The organism is Chitinophagales bacterium (genome assembly GCA_019638515.1).
GTDB lineage: Bacteria > Bacteroidota > Bacteroidia > Chitinophagales > LD1 > UBA7692.
This window is the reverse complement of sequence record JAHBTS010000003.1, coordinates 317,857-343,031: the sequence shown is the minus strand read 5'-3', so window position 1 is coordinate 343,031 and position 25,175 is coordinate 317,857. Positions and strand designations below refer to the sequence as shown.

Annotated in this window: 3 protein-coding genes; all 3 read left to right on the top strand. The window is 41.8% G+C overall.

The features are described from left to right. The first annotated feature begins 367 nt into the window (after positions 1 to 367). A complete protein-coding gene (locus tag KF872_07950; protein ID MBX2903476.1) occupies positions 368 to 21,454 on the top strand; it encodes a tandem-95 repeat protein in 21,087 nt (7,028 codons plus the stop codon). 85 nt (positions 21,455 to 21,539) lie between these two features. Continuing rightward, complete coding sequence (locus tag KF872_07945; protein MBX2903475.1) at positions 21,540 to 22,514, top strand: type IX secretion system membrane protein PorP/SprF; 975 nt, start codon at positions 21,540 to 21,542, stop codon at positions 22,512 to 22,514. Positions 22,515 to 22,556: 42 nt separating this feature from the next. Next, positions 22,557 to 24,764, top strand: a complete 2,208-nt coding sequence (locus KF872_07940; protein MBX2903474.1) for a PD40 domain-containing protein — start codon at positions 22,557 to 22,559, stop codon at positions 24,762 to 24,764. Positions 24,765 to 25,175: the final 411 nt, after the last annotated feature.

The window sequence follows — 25,175 nt, the reverse complement described above, 5'->3', positions numbered from 1 at the left end:
GCTTTTTTTTCTTGTGTATTAGTGCGGCATGGGATAAAATTCATATTTTAAAAAGGCATATCTATTTTTAAAAAAAAGATTGGGAAGCCTCAAATTAGCCATTATATTTGCCCCAAATTGACTAAAGGTATGTTTTATAGTTAAATCGTTAAATTGATTTTATATAACATACAGATAGTCAATTTTTAAAACCATCCAATCTTTGAAGAACTATTATACATACAGTTTTTGGCATACCATTACTATGTGTGACTCAATGTATCTGAAAAACAATCAGGTTTCAGTTTTGCATTTATTGGGTGGGTTTTATATCACTAAAATCTTTAGTTTTTAGTTTATGGGATTAAGAAATTTACATCATATCAATATGAAGGTAACAAATGTTGCAGCCAAAGTGCTGCTTTCGGTGTTCCTGTTTTCGGCAGTTCAAATGTTGGCAGCAGGCGGAAATGTAAGTGCCGATAAAAAAGAAATGGTAGAGCGCTCCTATCGCGAAGCTGCAAACCATATTAAGTTTATTGAAAACAAAGGGCAGTGGCCGGAGCATGTGCTTTACCGTGCAGATGTGCCCGGAGCGCAAATGCTGGCAACACCACAAGGTATGCTTGTAGGTAAATACGATATTAAAAGTATTGAAGAAAATGCCGAGTGGTTAGAAAAAGAAGAGGCATATAAAGCAGGAAAAATAACTAAAGAAGAATTGGGTGCCGAAAAATTCGTGCGCGGACACGGTTGGAGGTTTAATTTCTTGGGAGGTTCACTCGCATCGCAAGCATCAATTGATGCAAAAGGTTTACAACCCGATTACTACAATTATTTAGTTGGCGATGGAAAAAGTAGCGCAACCAATGTGCGCAACTTTAACGAACTTCTTTACAAAAATGTTTATCCTAATATTGATGTTCGCTATTACACTTCTGCCGAAGGCGATTTTGAAAATGATGTTATTGTAAGACCCGGAGGTAATGCAGCTAAAGTAAAGTTGCAAATTGAAGGTATAGAACAATTACGTATAGGCGATAATGGCGAATTGCTTTTTAATACCACCGTAGGCGAAATTTCTATTCCTGCACCTATAAGTTTCTTAATGAATGCCGAAGGTAAGCGCACTCCGATTGATGTAAAATACCAGTTGGCAGGAAAAAATGAAATTGCGTTTATAGTACCCAATTACGATAATACCCAAACATTGGTGATAGACCCAATTGTTTTGCGTTGGGCAACTTATATAAGCGGTGGCTCTTCGAGCGATGCCCACTTTCACGCTATTGATGTAGATGCACAAGGCAATATTTATACCACAGGAAGATATAATGGTGGATTGGTAACGGTTGGAGCTTTCCAAACTTCAAACTCCGGTACAGATTTGTTTATTTCAAAATATACAGAACCATTAACACCGGGAGGCGCAGGCTCTCGCGTTTGGCAAACATATTTAGGTGCATCTGGTACCGATAACCCTTATGCCTTAACCTTAGGTTTAGATGGCTATATTTATATTGTTGGACCGCAAGGCGGCAGTTTAGCTAAAACCTATGGCACAGGTTTCTCTGCCGGAAGTTGGACTCAGCGAAGCGGAAGCAATACTTCATTTATTGCTAAAGTACACCCAAATGGTACAGGGGCTGCGGTAAGAACTATTGGGGCTACCAGTGGTGATTGGAATTTACAGTTTTTTGATGTAAGAGTATTGCCAACTACCGGAAATAACTTTGATTTAGTAGTTGTAGGTAGAACCAATCAACAATCGTCCGGAGGTAGTGGCGATATTCCTCAGGCAACACAACCAAATGGAACCAATGTAACTAATACCGGGCACGATAATGGTTATGCATTAAGAATAACCAGCAATTTAGAAACATTAGTATGGACCAAGCAGTATTCATCTTCGGGTGGTAATACCGATAGGTTTAATATCTGCGTAATAGACAATGCCAACAATGTTATTGTGGGAGGTTTAACTCGAGGAACCGGAGGTATTTCATATAATAATCCTTCAGGGCAAACTAGTCTTACCGGTTCACAAGATGGTTGGTTAATGCGCTTAAATGCTTCCAATGGCGCTGCACTTTGGTCAAGATATTTTTACTCGGCCTCAGGTACATCTTCTTCCATTTTATGTATGGAAACTAACCGTACTAAATCTCAATTCATTATTGGTGGAACTTCCAATGGTTTAGCAAATGTAAATATTACGGCAGGTGCGTATCAAACAGCGTACCAAGGAAATACAGATTTCTTTGTAGCATCATTACCAATTGCGGGTAATGCCACAACTTGGGGTACATATTTTGGTGGCAATAGCACCGAAGTAAACATGATGGGCTTGAATTTAGACCAAAATGATGATGTGTATGTATTGGGTTATTCGTACAGTAAAAATATTCCGACTGTAGATAAGCCATTGCAGACCAATAGCTACGATGGCTCTAATCAGGATGCAATATTCTTTAAACTAAAAGGCGATGGCTCATCGTTGTTGTACAGTACATATATTGGAGGTACTAATAATGAAACCGACCCAATTGGTCAGCGTGGTATTAAATTCAGCAATTGTAGAATATACCTCCCTATTACTACATACTCAACTAATTTTCCTCTATCGCAGGGAACACTTACCAATACAAAGACATCCGGAGGTTCCATTGGTGAACCGGTATTGGTGAGCATGGCAAACCCACCGGATTTAGTGGGCAATACAATTACAGGCGGAGGAAACCAAACCATTACTTGCGGTAATGCACCTTCTACTATCACAGCAGGAGTACCTTCGTTTTTAATTGCAGGTATTCAAAGAAATGGAAGTAACCAAACTAACGGTACATCTGGTGCGTATCCAAGTGGCTTGCCCGTAATTACATCTTATCAGTGGCAGAAGAGTATAGACAGTGCTGCTACATGGCAAGATATTCCGGGCGCAACAGGCCAAAACTATACACCTCCTGCCATTAATGTGAATGGAGTTACTATGTATAGAAGAATTATTAACGGAGATGCATGTAACAGAGCAAGCGATACTTTGGCAGTGGTAAATATTGTAGTTACGCCTTCGGTAGCTACTCCGGTTACAACCAGTAACGGGCCACGCTGTGTAGGCGATACGCTAAGACTGTTTGCTAACTCGGCTACTCCGGGCGTTACGTATGCATGGTCGGGACCAAACGGTTTTTCGAGTGCATTGCAAAATCCAATAATTACAAATGTTACTGCAGCAGCAGCCGGAACTTATACAGTTACTGCTACAGCAACCGGAAGTGGATGTAAATCTTATGCAGGTAGTGTAACAGTTGTAATTAATGCCATTCCTTCGGCACCAACAGCTGGCAGCAACAGCCCGTTGTGTGCAGGTACTACATTGAACTTAACAGCCTCGGGTTCAGGAAGCGCTACTTATGCTTGGACAGGCCCTAATGGCTTCTCAAGTTCATTGCAAAATCCATCTATTGCCAATGTTACTACTGCAGCAGGTGGAAGTTATAGTGTAACTCAAACAGTATCCGGTTGCAAATCCCCGGCAGCTTCGGTATTTGTTACTATAAATTCAACGCCAACACCAACAAGCACAACGGCTACCCCTAATCCCATTTGTATTGGAAACACTGTTCAGTTTAACACATCTTCGCTTAGCGGAGCTACATATACTTGGACAGGTCCGGCAGGTTTTACAGCTACAGTTCAAAATCCTACCAGAGTAATTACCAATGTTAATATGGCTGGTTATTATGTAGTGCGCAGAACTTTAAATGGATGTGTTTCTGCTCCAGATTCTGTTTACTTAACTGTTGATACAAAACCTGTCATCAGCAGTGCGGTAGGCAGCAACCCAAGTACTTGCGGAGGCAGCCAAGGCAGCATAACATTGAGCGGCTTAACGAGCGGAGTACAATATATAGTAAACTATCAACGCAACGGAGTAAGCCAAAGCCCGGTAACCTTAACAGCGAACGGCAGCGGTCAGGTAACGATAAGCGGCTTGAATGCAGGCACATATGGAAACTTTGTAGTAACGGTAAGCAGCACAGGTTGTAGTTCTACAGGCAGCCCAGCCAATGTAGTGTTGAGCGACCCAAGCAGTCCATCAGCCCCAACAGCGAGCAGCAACAGTCCAGTATGTAGCGGAGACACCATAAAATTAACGGCAAGCACGATAAGCGGAGCAACGTACAGTTGGAGTGGTCCGGCATCGTTCAGTTCAAGTTTACAGAATCCAGTAAGGGTAAATGCCGATTCTTCCTTCATAGGAACATATACTGTGGTAGCAACGGTTGCAAATTGTCCTTCACTTCCTGCTACGGTAAATGTAGTAGTGAATAAACGTCCGGTACTTACTACTGCTACAGGAACACATCCTACTACTTGTGGTGGTTCTCAGGGAACAATTACATTAAGCGGTTTAGTACCAGGTGTACAATACACTGTAAACTACCATAGACTTGGAGTTCCTCAAACTCCTGTAACTTTAACTGCCAATGGTAGTGGAGAGGTAACCATTACAGGATTGATAGCCGGCAACTATGGTGGTTTTGTAGTTACTGTTACATCAACAGGTTGTAGTTCACTTTCTTCTCCTGCCGATGTTAGATTAGACGATCCACTAAAACCTGTTCCTCCTATTGTAGGTAGTAACAGTCCGGTATGTTATGGCGATACATTGAAAATATCTGCTACTTTAATACCGGGAGTAACTTATTCATGGACAGGTCCGGGCGGCTTTACTGCTACAACTCAGAATATAGAAAGAGCGTTGGCTCAGATTTCTATGAGTGGTACCTATTCGGTAGTTGTTTCAATAAATAATTGCAATAGCAATCCTGCTTCAGTTAATGTTGTGGTGCAAGGATGTGCGCCAATAGCAGTAGATGATATTTATGTTTCATGTTTAGATACTGCTATTCTTGGTAATCTTTTAACCAATGATATAAATACCACTATTTACCCAATAAGTTTAACTACACCTTTAATTTTTGGGCCATTTAGCGGTACGGTTAGTCCTCTCAATTCAAATGGAGCATTTCGTTACCAGCCTCCGGTTAATTTTAATGGTATTGATAGTATTGCCTATAGAATTTGTAATTCGGGTGTGCCTTCGCTTTGCGATACAGCAGTAGCAGTATTTGATTACCGTTGCGTGGCATTGCCTCCTATAGCAAGAAACGATTCTTTCTCAGGGCCGCAAGATCAAGTATTGAATGGCACCACTGTATTGGTAAACGATAATGATCCTCTCAACTTGCCACTTACCGTAAATACAACTCCGGTAAGCAATGTAAGTAATGGTGTGTTGGTGTTAAATAGCAATGGAACTTTTACCTACACTCCAAATACACAATTTGTGGGAAGAGATACCTTCCAATATCAGGTTTGTAACAACGGCTCACCTGTGTTATGCGATACAGCTTATGTGTTCATCAATATAACGCCTGTAAACCAGCCGCCTCATGTGCCGGATACTACCGTAACCACTCCTGAAGACGTGCCAATTACAGTTTGTTTGCCAATTACAGATCGCGATGTTGCTATAGAAAGTTACAGCGTTAATGTTTGTGGCAATCCGGTAAATGGTGTAATTGCAGTAGGCCCAATCGTGAATAATCCGTTAGTTCCTCGTTTAGTTTGTTTGAACTATAAGCCCAATACAAACTATAGAGGTACAGATAGCATTTGCTTAATTATATGCGATAATGGCAGCCCAATACTATGCGATACGGCAAAAATTAAAATCAATATTACTCCTGTAAATCATCCTCCGGTTGCTGTTGATGATAATTATACTACACCGGAAAGCACTCCGGTAAGTGGAAATATAAGAAATAACGATAGTGATATTGATGCAGTTTATGGCGATACATTAACTGTTACACAGCTTACAACTCCTGCTCATGGAACAGTAACCGTAAACAGCAATGGTGTATTCACCTACCAACCCGATACATTATTCTATGGAGTAGATAGCTTTACTTATAGCGTTTGCGATAAAGGTATTCCTGCTCCGGTTTATTGCGATACCGCTGTTGTAAGAATTTCGGTATTACATACCAATAAACCACCACATGTACCTGATACAACTGTAACAACTCCACAAGATACTCCGGTTACAGTTTGCTTGCCTATTACCGATAGAGATGTTGCGATTGAAACCTATTCAGTTAATATTTGTGGCAACCCCGCAAACGGAATTATCACTACTGGCCCAACAGTGAACAATCCGTTACTGCCAAGAACAGTATGTTTAACTTATCAGCCAAATACTAATTTTAGAAGTACAGATTCTATCTGTTTAATTATATGCGATAATGGTAGCCCAATACTATGTGATACAGCAAAGATTACAATTGTGGTTACTCCTGTTAATCATCCGCCACTTGCTGTAAACGATTCATATACTATCAATGAAGATGATACATTAACAGCAAATATCAGGTTGAATGATTCAGATCCGGATCCATCAGATACGTTAACTATTACACAGCTTACGCCTACCCAACATGGTACGGTAACTGTATCCAATAATGGTTCAATAATATATGTGCCTAATCCGAATTATACAGGAGTAGATAGCTTTAGATATGTTGCCTGCGATAAAGGACAGCCGGCACCTGTATTGTGTGATACAGCTTTGGTTGTAATCAATGTACTTCCAATAAACGACAAGCCTGAAATTCCTGATACGAATGTTACTACTTGCGAAGAGTGTCCTATTACGGTTTGTCTTCCAATTACAGATCCAGAAATTTCAACACAAACACATACTGCAATCATTTGTGGTAATCCGGTGAATGGAGTTATCACCAGCCCGGTAGTTAATAATCCATTGATTCCGCGTACACTTTGTTTAACTTATACACCTAATACCAATTACAATGGCGTAGATTCTATTTGCGTAATTGTTTGCGACAATGGAAGCCCATTCTTATGTGATTCCTCTAAAATTACAATTACAGTAACACCGGTAAATGATCCTCCGGTTGCCAACGATGATAATTATACTACTCCTGAAGATGTTCCGCTTACCGGAAATGTTAGAAATAACGACACTGATCCTGATTTAGGAGACACACTTACAATAACACCACTAACGCCTCCGGTTCATGGAACAGTTACAGTAAATACAAATGGTACTTTTGTTTATACACCATCAACCAACTATCATGGAGTAGATAGCTTTAAATATGTTGCTTGCGATAAAGGTGTGCCAGCTCCGGTTCTGTGCGATACAGCGACAGCGTATATAACCATAGTACCTAAGAACGATCCACCTGTAGCAGAGGATATAGAATTAAGTGTAGAAGAAGGCGAGAGTGTGGGAGTGAATGTAGGTTCGTTGGTAAGCGATCCGGAAGGCGACCCAGTAACGATTAGTTACCCATCGGGCTTCCCAAGCATACCAGGAGTAACCTTTGTAGTTACGGGCAACGGTACGTTTGATGTACATACGAGTGCAGGAACAGCGCCACAAACGCTGAGTTTCCCATATCAAGCATGTGATATAGCGAACTATCCTGTAACCCCATTGTGCGATACAGCTACAGTAACCATACACATATTGCCGAAAGACACGGTGAACGATCCACCGTATGCAAACAATGATAGAGCAAGTACAAAAGTAAATGTACCAGCAACGAACATTAGTGTATTGGCAAACGATGGCGATCCAAACAACGATCCTATTACCGTAACATCAATAGTTGTAAATCCGAAACACGGAACAGCATATATCAATGTAGATGGTACTATAAATTATATACCAAACAATGGCTTTGTAGGAACCGATACATTGCGTTACAGAATTTGTGATAATGGCACGCCTAATCTTTGCGCAGACGCCTTAGTAATAATAGATGTAACGGATGAACCGTTGAATGTAAACGATCCACCATTTGCAGCAAACGATTACTATACCACAGATGAAGGCGTAGCAGTAAACGGAAATGTGAAGTTAAACGATAGCGATCCCAACGGAGATCCATTAACAGTAACCACTACACCGCTACAAACAGTAAGTCATGGAACAGTAAGTTTGAATAGCAATGGTACCTTTACGTATGTACCGGATGCAAACTTCTACGGAGTAGATTCGTTTGTGTACCGCGTATGCGATAATGGCACACCAAGTTTGTGCGATACAGCGACAGCGTATATAACCATAGTACCAAAGAATGATCCACCTGTAGCAGAGGATATAGAATTAAGTGTAGAAGAAGGCGAGAGTGTGGGAGTGAATGTAGGTTCGTTGGTAAGCGATCCGGAAGGCGACCCAGTAACGATTAGTTACCCATCGGGCTTCCCAAGCATACCAGGAGTAACCTTTGTAGTTACGGGCAACGGTACGTTTGATGTACATACGAGTGCAGGAACAGCGCCACAAACGCTGAGTTTCCCATATCAAGCATGTGATATAGCGAACTATCCTGTAACCCCATTGTGCGATACAGCTACAGTAACCATACACATATTGCCGAAAGACACGGTGAACGATCCACCGTATGCAAACAATGATAGAGCAAGTACAAAAGTAAATGTACCAGCAACGAACATTAGTGTATTGGCAAACGATGGCGATCCAAACAACGATCCTATTACCGTAACATCAATAGTTGTAAATCCGAAACACGGAACAGCATATATCAATGTAGATGGTACTATAAATTATATACCAAACAATGGCTTTGTAGGAACCGATACATTGCGTTACAGAATTTGTGATAATGGCACGCCTAATCTTTGCGCAGACGCCTTAGTAATAATAGATGTAACGGATGAACCGTTGAATGTAAACGATCCACCATTTGCAGCAAACGATTACTATACCACAGATGAAGGCGTAGCAGTAAACGGAAATGTGAAGTTAAACGATAGCGATCCCAACGGAGATCCATTAACAGTAACCACTACACCGCTACAAACAGTAAGTCATGGAACAGTAAGTTTGAATAGCAATGGTACCTTTACGTATGTACCGGATGCAAACTTCTACGGAGTAGATTCGTTTGTGTACCGCGTATGCGATAATGGCACACCAAGTTTGTGCGATACAGCGACAGCGTATATAACCATAGTACCAAAGAATGATCCACCTGTAGCAGAGGATATAGAATTAAGTGTAGAAGAAGGCGAGAGTGTGGGAGTGAATGTAGGTTCGTTGGTAAGCGATCCGGAAGGCGACCCAGTAACGATTAGTTACCCATCGGGCTTCCCAAGCATACCAGGAGTAACCTTTGTAGTTACGGGCAACGGTACGTTTGATGTACATACGAGTGCAGGAACAGCGCCACAAACGCTGAGTTTCCCATATCAAGCATGTGATATAGCGAACTATCCTGTAACCCCATTGTGCGATACAGCCACAGTAACCATACACATATTGCCGAAAGACACGGTAAACGATCCACCGTATGCAAACAATGATAGAGCAAGTACAAAAGTAAATGTACCAGCAACGAACATCAATGTATTGGCAAACGATGGCGATCCAAACAACGATAGCTTAACAGTAAGTTTGGTAAGCCAACCAAATAATGGAACAGCAACACAAAATCCAGATGGAACAGTAAACTACATACCAAACAATGGTTTTGTAGGCATAGACACCTTTGTATATCGCGTGTGCGATGACGGAGTACCAAGTTTGTGCGATACAGCTTTAGTAATAATAGATGTAACGGATGAACCGTTGAATGTAAACGATCCACCATTTGCAGCGAATGATTATTATACCACAGATGAAGGCGTAGCAGTAAACGGAAATGTGAAGTTAAACGATAGCGATCCTAACGGAGATCCATTAACAGTAACCACTACACCGCTGCAAACAGTAAGTCATGGAACAGTAAGTTTGAATAGCAATGGTACCTTTACGTATGTGCCGGATGCAAACTTCTATGGAGTAGATTCGTTTGTGTACCGCGTATGCGATAATGGCACACCAAGTTTGTGCGATACAGCCACAGCGTATATAACCATAGTACCTAAGAATGATCCACCAACTGCAGATACCGTAGTTGTGTACACTATGGAGAATACGCCTGTTCCGGTGAATGTGAGTTTGGCAACATTTGATCCTGAGTCAGATCCGCTTTCATTTAGCTATGGAACTCCTTCAGTTCCTGGAACTACAGTTCAGCCAACAGGTAATGGGGCTATAATTGTATTCCCTCCAACTAATTATACAGGAGTAATTACGGTTCCATACTATGTGTGTGATAATGCATTGTATCCGGTAACACCGCTTTGCGATACTTCAGTAATTATTGTACATGTATTACCAACGGGAGATACATTAGTGAACCATCCTCCGGTTGCGAATAATGATTATGAATCTACCATTAAGAATAAGCCAGTAGTGGTAAATGTTTTGGCAAATGATTTTGATCCAGATGGCGACCAGCTAGTGGTTACAATCTACTCAACACCAAGCAATGGCACTGTAGTTGTAAATGGAGACGGTACAGTTACCTATAATCCAAACAACAACTTTGTGGGGTCAGATACTTTCTACTACCAAATTTGCGATCCGTATGGCACAACCCTGCCACGTCCATTGTGCGATAATGCAATGGTAGTGGTGAATATTGTGGGTACACCAAATCCAGATCCAAATAATCCTCCGGTGGCTGTAGATGACTTGGCATTTATTTGCTCAGCAGAAACAGTTGTAATGGATTTGTTGTTGAATGACAGCGATCCAAATGGAGATGCTATTTCATTTAATGGAATTATTACGCCTCCAACTAAAGGGGTATTGAACTTAGTTAGCAATGGCGTGTATAAATACATTCCATCTGCAGGGTTTACTACTGGTTCAGATACTTTCTACTATAGAATTTGTGATAATGGTGTACCAAGTAAATGCGATACCGGAAGAGGTATTGTGTTCGTACGACCTACACCTGTTATTAGTGCTTCACCAAGTTCATTGGTAATTTGCAGTGGCGATAGTGTGAATATTGCAATGTCTTCTTCAACTGCTGCTATTATTTCATGGACAGCAACCAATGGAACTAGTGGTACGGGTGATGTAGCTACTACATTATCAAATGTTGGATTGAACGATATAGTAGTTACATATACATTTACTTCAGTTTCTGCCGCAGGCGGATGCGAAGGCAATACAGTTACAGTTCCTGTTACAGTAAAACCTCGCCCAACTGTATTTGTAAACCCATCTGCTAATTTAGTATGCGATGGTGAAGCGGTAGTCATTGTAATGGCTTCTAACTATTCCGGTGCAACTTTCAACTGGGTTAGCAATACCGGAAAGAGTGGTTCAGGACTCTTTATTATAGACACCCTTTCGAATAGAGGCGTAATTGATTCTACAGTTACATACACCATTACACCTCAATTGAATGGTTGTTCAGGAACTCCTGCTGTTGTAAATGTGGTAGTGAAACCACTTCCTGTGGTTACACTTACTGCGGTAGATGATTCAGTATGTAATGGCGAACAAGTAGTTATCAATGCAGTATCAAATGTTGCTGGAACTACTTATAGTTGGAATAATTCATTAGGTCAATCAGGAAGTTTTGTTCCGGTTATGAATACACCTCTGAATGGTACCAATGCTCCTCTGAATGTTACATATACTGTTAATTCATTTAATGGAAGTTGTGCAGGTACACCGGTTCAAAAAACAGTAACGGTATTCCCTCCTGTTGCGGCAGATGCAGGCGCAGACAAAACAGTGGTAGGTTGTTCAGGAGTTACCGTATCATTGGGTGGAAGACCTACAGCATTTGGTACAGCTCCATTTACTTACCAATGGAATCCGGCTGCTAATTTGAATGATAGTACAGTTGCTAATCCTATAGCTTCAGGCTTAGTGAGTACAACTGTGTTTACAGTTACAGTTACAGATGCTTATGGATGTACTGCTACCGACAATGCAGTAATTACAGTAACGCCAAATAATTTGGCTGCTGAAGCAGGAAACGGAGGCGCGTATTGCTTTGGGCCCGGTGGCTTTGTACAGTTAGGTGGCTTGCCAACTGCCGTTGGTGGTCAGCCGGGATACAGCTATACTTGGTTGCCAACTACAGGACTGTTTAATCCAACTTCTGCAAACCCATTGGCTCAGCCAACAGGAACTACTACCTATAACGTAACAGTAACCGATGCTAATGGCTGTACGGCCACAGATAGTGTTACAATTACGGTATATAGTGCTCCTACAGCAAGTATTGGTAACGATACTTCAATTTGTAAAGGATTTAGTGTGCAGTTGAATACAACTGTTGCAGGTGGTAAACCTGGTTACACTTATTCTTGGACACCACCAACAGGTTTGAGTGGCTTTACTGTTCCTAATCCTATTGCTACACCGAATATCACTACTTTCTACCAAGTAACGGTTACCGATGCCAATGGTTGTAGTGTAATTGCAGGTAAGCAAATAACTGTAAATGAAGGCCCGGCAGCAGATGCAGGAACCAGCCAAGATGTTTACCAGTGTGGAGGAGATAGTGTACAAATAGGCGGTATTCAATCTTTTGCTACGGGTGTCCCTCCATTTACATATAAATGGACACCAAGCACAGGATTGTCTTCAGATACAATTTTAAACCCATGGGTGAAAGGAATAACTGCTAATACAACATATGTTTTGGTAGTAACCGATTCTAATGGTTGCACCGGAACCGATAATGTATTGATACGTTCATTACCTAATAACCTAACAGCAAGAGCAGGTAACGGTGGCAATATTTGTGCCGGCAGTGGTGGCAGCATTCAGTTAGGGGGATTACCAACTGCTTCGGGTGGTACGCCACTTTATACTTACAAATGGTCTCCGGCTGTGGGATTGAGCGATTCTACTGCTCCTAATCCAATTGCTGCTCCTGTAGCAACTACCACTTACTACTTAACAGTAACCGATGCTAAGGGTTGCTCTTCAGTAGATTCGGTTACCATTACTATCAACGGTTCTATTACAGTAAATGCTGGGCGCGATACCGCTATCTGTAATGGTTTCCCTGTGGTAATTGGAGGAAATCCAACTGCTGCGGGCGGCAAAACTCCATATAGTTATATGTGGACACCGTCTATCAGTTTGAGTCAGAATAATGTGGCTAATCCAATAGCTACTCCGGCAACTACTACTAACTATACCGTTATGGTTCGCGATTCTAATGGTTGCACCGGAACAGCTACAGTTACTATTACTGTAAATCAGAATCCGGTAGCACATGCTGGTGCAGATGTAACCTTAGTAAATTGCTATGCCGATAGCGTTCAGTTAGGAGGTACTCCTCCGGCAAGCGGTGGTTCTGGTAACTACACTTATTTGTGGAAGCCAACCGTAGGACTTTCAGATACTTCGGTAGGAAGACCTTTTGTAAAAGGTATTGCAGCCACTTCTTTGTATGAATTACTAGTAACAGATGCCAATGGATGTACATCTACCGATTTGGTATTGGTGAATGTAGTTCCAAGTACATTAACAGCCGATGCAGGTACTGCAAAACAATACTGCAGAGGAAGCGTGTCTCCGGTTACTTTAGGCGGTGTACCAACTGCGAGCGGAGGTGCTCCGGTTTACACTTACACTTGGTTGCCAACCACAGGAATTGTAGGCAGCAGCACTATTGCTAATCCTTTAGCACTTCCAGATTCTACAACTACGTATTATGTAACAGTTACCGATGCTAAAGGTTGCAGCAGTGTAGATTCTGTAGTGGTTACCGTAAATCCATTGCCATTTGCATTTGCAGGCAGAGATACAGCCGTATGTGCCGGACAACCGGTAGCATTAGGTTCTCGTAACTTTGGCTTTACTTATGCTTGGTCGCCTAGTATGTACTTGTCTTCTACGGCATCATCAGGACCGGTAGCAACACCGCTTTCTACTATTACTTATACCGTAACAGTAACCAATGCACAAGGATGTACAAGCACTTCGAGCGTAACAATAAATGTTCGCCAAAATCCGGTAGCAGATGCAGGTGCCGATAAATCGTTGGTAGTATGTTCTTCAGATAGTGTGCAAATAGGTGGCTCTCCGGCTGCAAGTGGAGGAGCAGCTCCTTACAGCTATTTGTGGACTCCTTCAGCAGGATTAAGCGATAGCAGTATTTCAAATCCTTATGTGAAAAACATAGGTAGCACTACTACTTATACATTGAATGTAACAGACTCGTTTGGTTGTACCGCAACCGATCAAGTGGTAGTTAATACCGTATCAAGTGGTTTGGTAGCTGAAGCTGGTAATAATGCAGCATATTGTAAAGGTACAGGTACTCAAGTTACCTTAGGTGGGCAGCCAACCGCATCGGGTGGTGTGTCGCCAATCACTTATACTTGGATTCCTACCACAGGTCTAAACCTTAATAATATCAGCAATCCGGTTGCCTCACCAGATACTACTACTACTTATACATTGGTTATTACCGATGCAAAAGGTTGCCAAGCTATAGATACAGTAAGAATAACTGTATTTGAAAATCCGGTAGTGCATGCAGGAAAAGACACTACATTGTGTTACAATGGATGTGTTCAGTTAGGTGGTACACCAACAGCAACAGGTGGACGTGCTCCATTTAGTTATGCTTGGTCGCCAACTACTTCTATTGTACCTATCAATGGTGCTAATCCGGTTGCATGTCCGGTACAAACAACTACCTACACACTTACAGTTACCGATGCCAATAGTTGTAAAGGTACGGCTTCTGTATTGGTGAGCATTGCTCCACAATTGGTAGCCAATGCAGGTTCTAACAAGGCAATAAATCCTTGCCCTAAAGATTCAGTAACAATTGGAGGTTCTCCAACTGCTAGCGGTGGAAGCGGTGCATATACTTATGCATGGTCTAATGCTTCTTTCTTAAGCAGTGCATCAGTTGCTAATCCGGTGGTGAAGAATTTAACTCAATCTACCATCTTTACAGTAACTGTAACCGATGGATTGGGCTGCACAGCAATTTCAACCGTAACAGTACAAGTAGTGCCAAGCACCTTACAAGCCAATGCAGGTACTGATACCACCATCTGTTATGGCACAGCTAATTCGATATTGATAGGTGGAAATCCAACTGCAGTTGGAGGCGTGTCGCCTTATGTGTATGCTTGGTTGCCTGCTGCGGGACTAAGCAATACTACGGTGGCAAACCCAATGGCAAGTCCATCGCAAAGTACAACATACAATGTGTTGATTACCGATGCCAAAGGTTGTACAGCAACAGATTCTGTACGCGTGAATGTAAATGCTCCAATTAGTGTAGCTATGGGTGCAGATACATCAGTTTGTGCTGGCGATACAGTTCGTTTAGGAAATACAACAACAGTAAGTGGAGGAACGGCTCCTTATGTTTATACATGGCAGCCAACTATATCTATGGTGAATGCAGCTTCTGCAAATCCAAGTGTATTCCCTACTACTACCACTACTTACACACTTACAGTTACCGATGCTAGAGGTTGTACCGGTACCGGTGCTCAAGTGGTGAATGTTAATGCTAAGCCAATAGCTGATGCAGGACAAGACAAATCTATTGTGAATTGTGCCGGAGCTTCGGTGGTTATTGGCGGTTCGCCTGCTGCGAGTGGAGGAAGCGGAAGCTACACTTATGTTTGGCAGCCAACTGCGGGCTTAAGTGATAGCACTATTGGCAACCCAACCGTAAGTGGAATTAGCACTACACAAACTTATACCTTGTTGGTTACCGATGTAAAAGGTTGTACAGCTACAGATAATGTATTGGTAGCAGTTACACCTTCTAGTTTAGTTGCCGAAGCCGGAAATGCTACTAGCATTTGTACGGGCGATACTGCAGGCATTCGCTTGGGCGGTACTCCAACTGCTGCTGGTGGAACACCTGTTTATAGCTACAATTGGCAACCGGCAATTGGTCTTTCTTCGGCTGCCGATGCTAATCCAATAGCTAAGCCATTGGCAACAACTGTTTACTATGTAACTGTAACTGATGCTAATGGTTGTATCGCTGTAGATTCAGTAACTATTACGGTTTCGCAAAAACCATTTGCAGATGCAGGTCTAGATACATCAGTTTGTAATGGTTTTGCTGTTCGTTTAGGTGCTAATCCAACAGCTACAAGTGGTGTAGCTCCATATACTTACTCATGGTCTCCGGTGTTAGGCAATGTGCCAAATCCGGTAGTTACACCTATAGCCAGCACAGTGTATGGATTAACAGTAACAGATGCATTAGGTTGTTCTTCAACTTCATTTGTAACAGTTACGGTACGTTCTAACCCAGTGGCTGATGCAGGAACTGATAAGAATTTAGTGGCATGTAGTGCCGATAGTGTAGTATTGGGTGGCTCACCTGCTGCTTCAAACGGTAATCCGCCATACACTTACAGTTGGCTTCCATCTGGCGACTCAGTTGCTAATCCGGTTGTGAAAAACTTAGGTGCTTCTACCGATTTTGTACTTACCGTAACCGACCAGTTTGGTTGCACTGCTACAGATATAGTACGTGTAAATGTATCGCAAAGTACATTACAGGTTGATGCTGGCAATGGAGGTAGCTACTGTGCAGGAACAAACGGAAGTGTTCTTTTGGGTGGTATGCCAACTGCACAAGGTGGGGTATATCCATATACTTACCAATGGGTAGGGGCAAACTTGTCTTCAACTACATCTGCAAATCCATTAGCTTCGCCTTTACAAACAACTACTTACACAGTAATTGTTACAGATGCTAACGGCTGTTCAGGAAGTGGAACCGTAACCGTAGTGGTTCATCCTAAACCAGTAGTAGATTTTGTGTTGAATTCTTCTTACTGTGTGAGCACACAAACTATTCCGCTTGTAGGAACTCCTACAGGTGGTGTGTTTAGTGGTGCAGGTGTGGTAGGCAATTCGTTCTCTACTGTTTTAACCGGCTCTGGAACCTTCAGTATTACCTACACTTATTCAGATAGCCTTGGTTGTACCAATAGCATTACTAAGCCAATTGTAATTACACCATTGCCAATAGTTTCTTTATCTAATGATAATACTGAGTATTGCAACAATGCAAATGCTGTTACATTGGTTGCTTCGCCTGTGGGTGGTAAATTCTACGGAGCAGGGGTAGATTCTATTACGGGCGTATTTACTCCGGCAAATGCAACAATAGGAAATAACATAATTACTTATGTTTATACGGACCAAAACGGATGTTCAAATAGTGCTGTTTCTACTATAAAAGTTAAGCAGGCTCCAACCGTTTCTATAACTGCCGATAAAGATTCTATTTGCCGTGGTAACACAGTGGCGTTAAGTGCTACTTATTCACCAGATGTATTCAATATACAGTGGTATGATGTAAATGGCACATTCTTAATTTCAGGATTAACTCCAATTACTGTTACTCCAAGCAGAATGGATCATGGTTATGTAGCAGTAGCTATAAACACACCAAATGCTTGTACCGCCACAGATACGGTATTTATACATGTAAACCAGCCTCCGGTTGCAATGGTAGATACAATGGAAACTTGTGAAGACCAAGAGGTGTTTGCTATGCTAACCGATAACGATACCGATTTGGAGGGCGACCAAATGGTGGTGTCTATTGTTGCTCAACCTTCTAATGGAAGTGTTACTGTAGTAAACAATAATGGCTTTGTGAGATATGCGCCTCAACCAAACTTCAACGGTGTAGATTCGTTTATATATGCAGTTTGTAACGTTGAATGTGCGAAAGATTGCGATACAGCAATGGTATTTGTAAATATCTGTTCTGTGAACGATACTCCAACCATACCAATTGTTGTAGATAGCATTCCTGAAGACTCGTTGATAGTAATTTGCCCTGCAGTATTTGATGCAGATACCGATAACTTAGTGGTAACTGCCTATGCTTGTGGAGCTATTCACGGAACCATAACAAGAATAAGCGATACTTGCTTCCAGTACACCCCAACACCTAATTGGCATGGTATTGATACCTTCTGCACAGTAGTGTGTGATGATAAAGGTGCATGCGATAGCAATATCGTAATTATTACTGTTACTCCGCGCAATGAACCTCCAGTGGCAGATACTATTTATGTAAGTACGAAGAAGGATACGCCAATACCGGTGAATGTTGCAGCCGCCACTTACGATCCAAATGGCGATCCATTAAACTACGGTTATGGAACACCAAGCGTAACAGGCACTGGCGTAACAGTTACTACCAATGGCGGTATTGTGGTTACTCCTCCTGCCGGATTTACAGGTACAATTACAATTCCATACTATGTATGCGACAATGCAGCATATCCGGTAACGCCACTTTGCGATACTAGCATTATTATAGTAACGGTAGTAGATACAGGAAGTGTAAATAATCCACCTGTTGCTAATAACGATTATGCTTCTACACCTAAGGATGTAAGCGTAAATGTTAATGTGTTTGCAAACGACTTCGATCCGGACAACGATCCAATTACAGTAGTTGGAATTATTGATGCACCAAATCATGGTGTGATAAACGGAGTGAACAATACAACAGGGGTAGTTGGTTACCAACCCAATCCGGGTTACGAAGGTTGCGATACATTTACGTATGTAATTACAGATAGCAAAGGAGGTTTCGATACTGCAGATGTAGTAATCTGTATTATTGATAACCCAAGCTATACCAACAATCCGCCTGTAGCTGTAAATGATTATTCAACTACAGAGAAGGGAACTCCGGTAGTTATTCCGGTGTTGAATAACGACAGCGATCCGGATGGAAATACTGTAACAGTTCAACCAGGCTTGCCTTGTGCTCCGTTGCGTGGAACTGCTACCGTAAACCAAAACGGAACTATTACTTACACACCTGGTGCTACTGCTAATGCGCTGCAACCGGATACATTCTGTTATGCAATTTGCGACAATGGAAATCCAAGCCTTTGCGATACTGCAGTAGTGGTAGTTACTATACCAAATAGTGTAGTAGCTGTAGATGACGACACCGTTGCCGGATTAAACAATCCTGTAACTGTTGATATATTTGGAAACGATTACGATCCAGAAAGCGATAGCTTCTGTTTAGAGCAAATTATTGCACAGCCATTGTTTGGATCGTTAAGCTATACTTATATCAATGGAGACTCTTGTCGCCCTCTTGTTACTTATACTCCAGATAGCAACTTTGTAGGCACAGATGGTTTCTGCTACTCTATTAAAGATGAATGGGGAGCAGTAGATACAGCTTGTGTAACCATTACTACTTTTGTATGTATTCCTCCACAGGTAATTGGCGACTCGGTATTTATGTATCAAGACACCGATACTCTAATTGATGTATTGGCAAATGATATTAACTACAATGTGCCGTTGAATGTAACGATGGAGCAAACTTCGCTACACGGAGGAACCGTACAAGTAATTGGTAACAAAGTGTACTACCAACCAGCTCCGGGCTTCTTTGGTAACGATTATCTAATCTACCGCGGTTCAGGAATTTGCGGCAGCGATACTGCTTACATCAGTATTACCATATTCCCGAATTGCAGTCCGGTAAATGCGTTTAACGATTACGGATTAACACTCGTAAACACACCAATTAGTGTTAGTGTGTTGGTAAACGATGATAATCCAAATCCAAATGTGTTGAATGCTTCATTGATTTCCGGACCTAAACATGGAACAGTTGCATTGGTGAATAATGTAGTTACCTATACGCCAAATGCCAACTTTACCGGATTAGATACTATGAAGTATTTAGCCTGCACACGCTGCGGAAGCGAAACATTCTGCGACTCAGCATTGGTAATTATACAGGTAGATACAACTATGTGCCCTCCTCCGGTTGCTAATGATGATGTAATAGCTGTTGGTTACAATTGCGATGGTACCTTCGATGTTACGGGTAACGATATCAACTTTATCGGTACTTCATTTACCATCATAGATAGCACTACTTTAGGTACATTAGGATATAGTCGTAGCGGTCAAATTATGTACACTCCTGGAGGACAATCTACAATTGGCAAAACCGATACCTTCACATATCAAGTTTGCAACGATTGTGGAGTATGCGATACAGGAACAGTAGTAATTAAAATTACAGGATTCCCATGCAATGGAACCTATCCTGTGGCAACTCCGGATACGTTCAAAGTATGTATGAATACTGTTGCCACATTAGATCCATTGGCAAACGATTACGATCCAGATGGTGGAACATTGGCGTTGGATACATTCTCTTATACAGGCAGCGGTTTTGCAGTACGTGCAAATGGCAAGTATATCAGATACGTTCCAGCAACCAACTTCTTAGGCACAGATTATATTTTCTATACAGTTTGTGATGATGGTACGCCTAAGTTGTGCCAAAGTGTAGGTGCAGTGATTGTGGTAGATAGTTGCGTAAACCATCCTCCGGTAACCAATCCAACGGTTATAGTAGATACAACTTACGAAAACATACCAAATACTACTTGTGTGAATGTGAGCGATCCGGATGGAGATTCGGTGCATGTAACAGGCTCTTACGGTGCTGTACATGGAACAATTACATTCAGCGGAACCACCAACTGTTTTGAGTACACACCAAATACAGGCTATGTTGGAAACGATACTTTCCAAGTAGTAGTTTGCGACAATAGCCCTTATGGAACATTGTGTGATACTGTTACAGTAATATACACAGTATTGCCAATTCCTGACGGCCAAAACCCACCTGTTGCAGTGGTAGATGTAGCCGCTACCGATACTTCAAAACCTGTAGTTATCAATATCATACTCAATGATTACGATAACGATGGCGATAGTATTGCTATTTGCACAGCGCCACTTGCCCAACCAAGCAATGGTACTGTAACCAACAACAACGATGGTACGGTTACTTACACACCAAATGCAGGCTTTGTGGGTGTAGATACCTTTACTTATATCTTGTGCGATAACGGAACACCTTCATTGAGCGACACCGGATTGGTAGTAGTGTATGTAGGTGTGAAACCAACTCCTGAAGCGCGCGATATTGCTTGCGATTCGGTAGTAACCGCTAATAGCACATTGGTGGTAGTAAATGTATTGGCAAACGATTCTATACCGTATGCAAACGATACTATTGTAACCATTGCTGTTCGTCCGCTAAATGGATCTGTTGCAGTAAATGGCGATAATACTGTAAACTATGTACCAAACGATGGTTTTGCAGGCTTAGATAACTTTACTTACAGCGTATGTGTTGTGGTTGGAAACGCTATTGCTTGCGATACTGCTTCGGTTTGTGTAACAGTAATAGATACTACAGTTGATTGTACATTCCCGAATGCATTCTCACCAAATAATGATGGTGTGAATGATGTATTCGATATTAACTGTAACCCACAATACCCACAAGCAAAACTGCGCGTATTTAACCGTTGGGGCAACGAAGTTTGGTTTAGTGAAGGCCACTACCAAAACGATTGGAAAGGAACCAACAAGGAGAATAAAGACCTTCCTGATGGAACTTACTTCTATGTATATGAATACAGCGATGGAACCAATAGGAAAGAAGCCAGATTTGTAGTGATAAACAGATAATAGCAAAAACACACTGTCTTCCGGTTTTTTAAAATAAATCGGAAGACAGTTTTTAAAAGAAACAGTAAACGCAAATACTTAACACATGCGCAAGATTTATGCGACACTTTTAGCAGCCTTCGTAACCATTGCTGCTTTGGCTCAACAAGATGCCATGTACAGTATGTATATGTTCAATGGCTTGTTTTTGAATCCTGCGTATGCAGGCAGCCACGAAGTAATTAGCGCCACCGCCATCTACCGCCACCAGTGGGCTGGGTTCGATGGTGCTCCGCGTACTTTTAATGCCAGTATTCATGCGCCATTTAAGCGCGACCAATACGCTTTAGGAGCAACTATTATGAACGACCGTTTGGGGCTTACTAATATGTTCTCCATTACTCCGGCTTTTTCGTATAGAATAAAAGTACGCAAGTCGAGAATATGCTTAGGCGTTCAAGCAGGATTTACCTATTACCAACAGCGCAATTCTGATGCGGTATTGCCGGATGGTTTCACTTCAGACCAGATATTTAGCGTAAACCAAAACTTACCGTTGTTTAATGTGGGCTTTGGAATCTATGTTTACGGTAAACGCTACTTTATAGGTGTTTCTGTACCGCATCTGATTCCAAACAGCTTAAATGGTCCGTTCAGCTTGGCAAAAGCAGGCGAGCAAGTAGCAAAACAGTACAACCATTACTTATTAACTGCCGGTTATGTTTTTGGAAAAGATGGCGCTATTGTAAAAGTAAAGCCAACTTTCTTAATGAAATATGTACAGGGCGACAGAAGAAATTTACCACAGTTCGATTTTAACTTAAACCTATTGTTTATAGACCGCTTGTGGGTAGGAGCAGGTTGGAGACTTGGTGGCGACTACCAACGCTGGAGAGGCGAGTCTATTATAGGAATGATAGAGGCAAAGGTAACACCGCAATTGCGTATAGGCTATGCTTACGATGCCACACTCTCAAGAACTAATCCGTATCATGGTGGCACACACGAAATTATGGTAGGTTACGATTTCTCTTACAACCGTAAGCGCTTTGTAACACCACGTTATGTAAAATATTTCTAAACCACTTTGTTAAACCGAACAATAACAGACTAAATATAAAGTATGGGCAAAAAGATTTGGACGCTTAGTTGGGCATTGCTGGCTGTTGCCACAATAGCTCTTGCTCAAAAACCCACCGAGCGCATGGGTGATGTCTATTTCAAACGATTCGATTTTACCACTGCATTGCAGTATTATGGGAGAGCCGTGAAGAAAGACAGTGGCAACTCTGCACTTCGCCAAAAAATAGCCGACAGCTATCGCTTGCTAAACAATTGGCAGGAAGCCGAAAAATGGTATGCACTTACTGCCAACGATGCAGGTTTAAAGCCGGAAAACAAACTTTACTATGCCGAAGCCCTGCGCAGCAATAAAAAATACGATGAAGCCAAACTATACTATAAAGCATTCTTAGATACAGACACTAGCAACCAAAGTGTGAAAGAAAGAATGAGCGGATTAGATCGTGTAAAGGAAATGGCAAAAGACAAAGGCATTTATAGCATCGAACTTTTAACTACCAATTCCCCGGCATCGGATTTTGGCCCTGCATTTTACAAAGAGGGTCGCATAATGTTTTGCAGCAATCGCCAAAAACCGGATGGTGGCGTAGGAAGAAAAGACGATTGGACCGATGCTCCTTTCTTACAAATGTATGAAAGCGAAAACGATGGGAGCGGAAACATAGTAGGTGCTAACGCCATGAAAGGACGCCAGCCCAACCGCAGATTTCACGAAGGTCCCATGAGCTATAATAAAAAGAACGATGAAATTTATATTACACGCAGCAATTACGTAAAAAACCGTCCGCGCACCAGCACCGATAAAATTGTGAAATTGAAAATTTACCGCATGGTGTATTTGCCCGACCAAGCACGTTGGGGCGATGAAATTATTGAAGCAGTACCGTTTAACAACAAAGACTATTCCGTTTGCCATCCAACACTTACTGCCGATGGAAAAACGCTCTATTTTGCCAGCGATAAACCGGGCGGACAAGGTGGCGTAGATTTATATGTTACACACCGCCAAATTGGAGGCGAATGGAGTGTGCCCGAAAATTTGGGTGCAGACATCAATACCTCTGGCGATGAAATGTTTCCATACATTGCAGAAGACAGTACCTTGTATTTTGCATCAAATGGTCATGCAGGTTTAGGCGGCTTAGATGTATTCAGCGCCAGCCAAAGAGGCGGCAAATGGAGTGCTCCGGAAAATGTGGGCTATCCAATCAATAGTAATAAAGACGATTTCGGATATATTATTGAGCCCGACAACAAATTCGGCTACTTTGTTTCTAACCGCGATGGTGGCGTTGGCGATGACGATATTTACAAATTCACTAGAAAGGGAATTGTAATAAATGCCATCGTATATAATGCCAAAACTAAAGACCCAATTAAAGATGCACGCGTAATTGTATTTGAAAACGGTATAGAAAAAGGCAGCCGCCTTACCGATAAAAATGGTGCCGTACAGTTTCCGGCATTGCCTAAACGCAACTATAAGTTTATGGCAAGCAAAGACGGTTTTATACCTGCAACTGTAGAAGCACAAACAGATAATGCACCTATAACTGTGCAAATTCCTTTACAGCAGCAAGGTGGCTTGAACTTGGAAGTAACGGTATTAGACAAAAAAACCAAAGAGCCATTGCGCGATGCAAAAGTGAAGATGGTAAACATGAATACCCAGCAACCTGTAAGAGCCGAAACCAACGATTTGGGTAAGGCATTCTTTGAAGTAGAAACCGGGAGCAACTACCGCTTAGAGGCCAGCAAGGATATTCCAAACGACCCTAATGTGCGCTACCTTACTGTATCATCTACCGTTACCACCGTGGGCAAGCAAGCTCCGGGAACTGTTTATGCTACTTTAGAATTAGAAAAGGTGAAGAAAGGTGTAGCCATAAAAGTTGAAAATATTTACTACGATTTAGATAAATGGGATATTCGCCCGGATGCTGCACGCGAGTTAGATAAGTTGGTAAAAATTATGCTCGATAACCCAACAATGGAAATTGAGTTGAGTTCACATACAGACTGTCGTGCTACCGCAGAATACAACCGCCAGCTTTCTACCAAACGTGCAGAAAGTGCCGTTAAATACATTATCAGCCGCGGTGTGGGTAAAAACAGATTAGTAGCAGCCGGATATGGCGAAAGTAGATTGGTGAATAAATGTGCTTGCGAAGGCGCTGTAAAATCTAACTGTACCGATGAGCAACACCAAGAAAACCGCAGAACAGAATTTAAAATCTTGAAATTCTAAACTGTAACAACTAATATAGCAAAGGGCTGAGCATCTTTTGTTCAGCCCTTTTTGTTTTAAAACAAAGGTGGTTGGCGGTATGGGATAAGAGAAACTATTTATTTTCCCCTCAAAAAACCTTCAATGTTAACATTGTCAGCACAATCGGTTGAGAATGTAGTGTAATAACTTGCAAGTGTTGCAAGAATTTTGTGGTAAAACCTTGCAAAATATGTTGCCCCAAAGCGTTCGGAGGCGTAGTTGACTTTAACAATCAGCAAGTTTTTCGAAATCCAGTTTTAGAATTTGGTATTGGGGTTTTATGTATGTTGGGTGTATTGCAATGTTGCGCCTTCCTTTTGTGGCACTCGTCAATAGCTCAGCTGATGTTGACTTCATCCCCAATCCTTTTTATGCTAAAGTTATTTTTCA

Coding starts and splice junctions, on each gene's coding strand:
- KF872_07950 (MBX2903476.1), top strand. CDS start 368: ATGAAGGTAACAAATGTTGCAGCCAAAGTGCTGCTTTCGGTGTTCCTG.
- KF872_07940 (MBX2903474.1), top strand. CDS start 22,557: ATGGGCAAAAAGATTTGGACGCTTAGTTGGGCATTGCTGGCTGTTGCC.
- KF872_07945 (MBX2903475.1), top strand. CDS start 21,540: ATGCGCAAGATTTATGCGACACTTTTAGCAGCCTTCGTAACCATTGCT.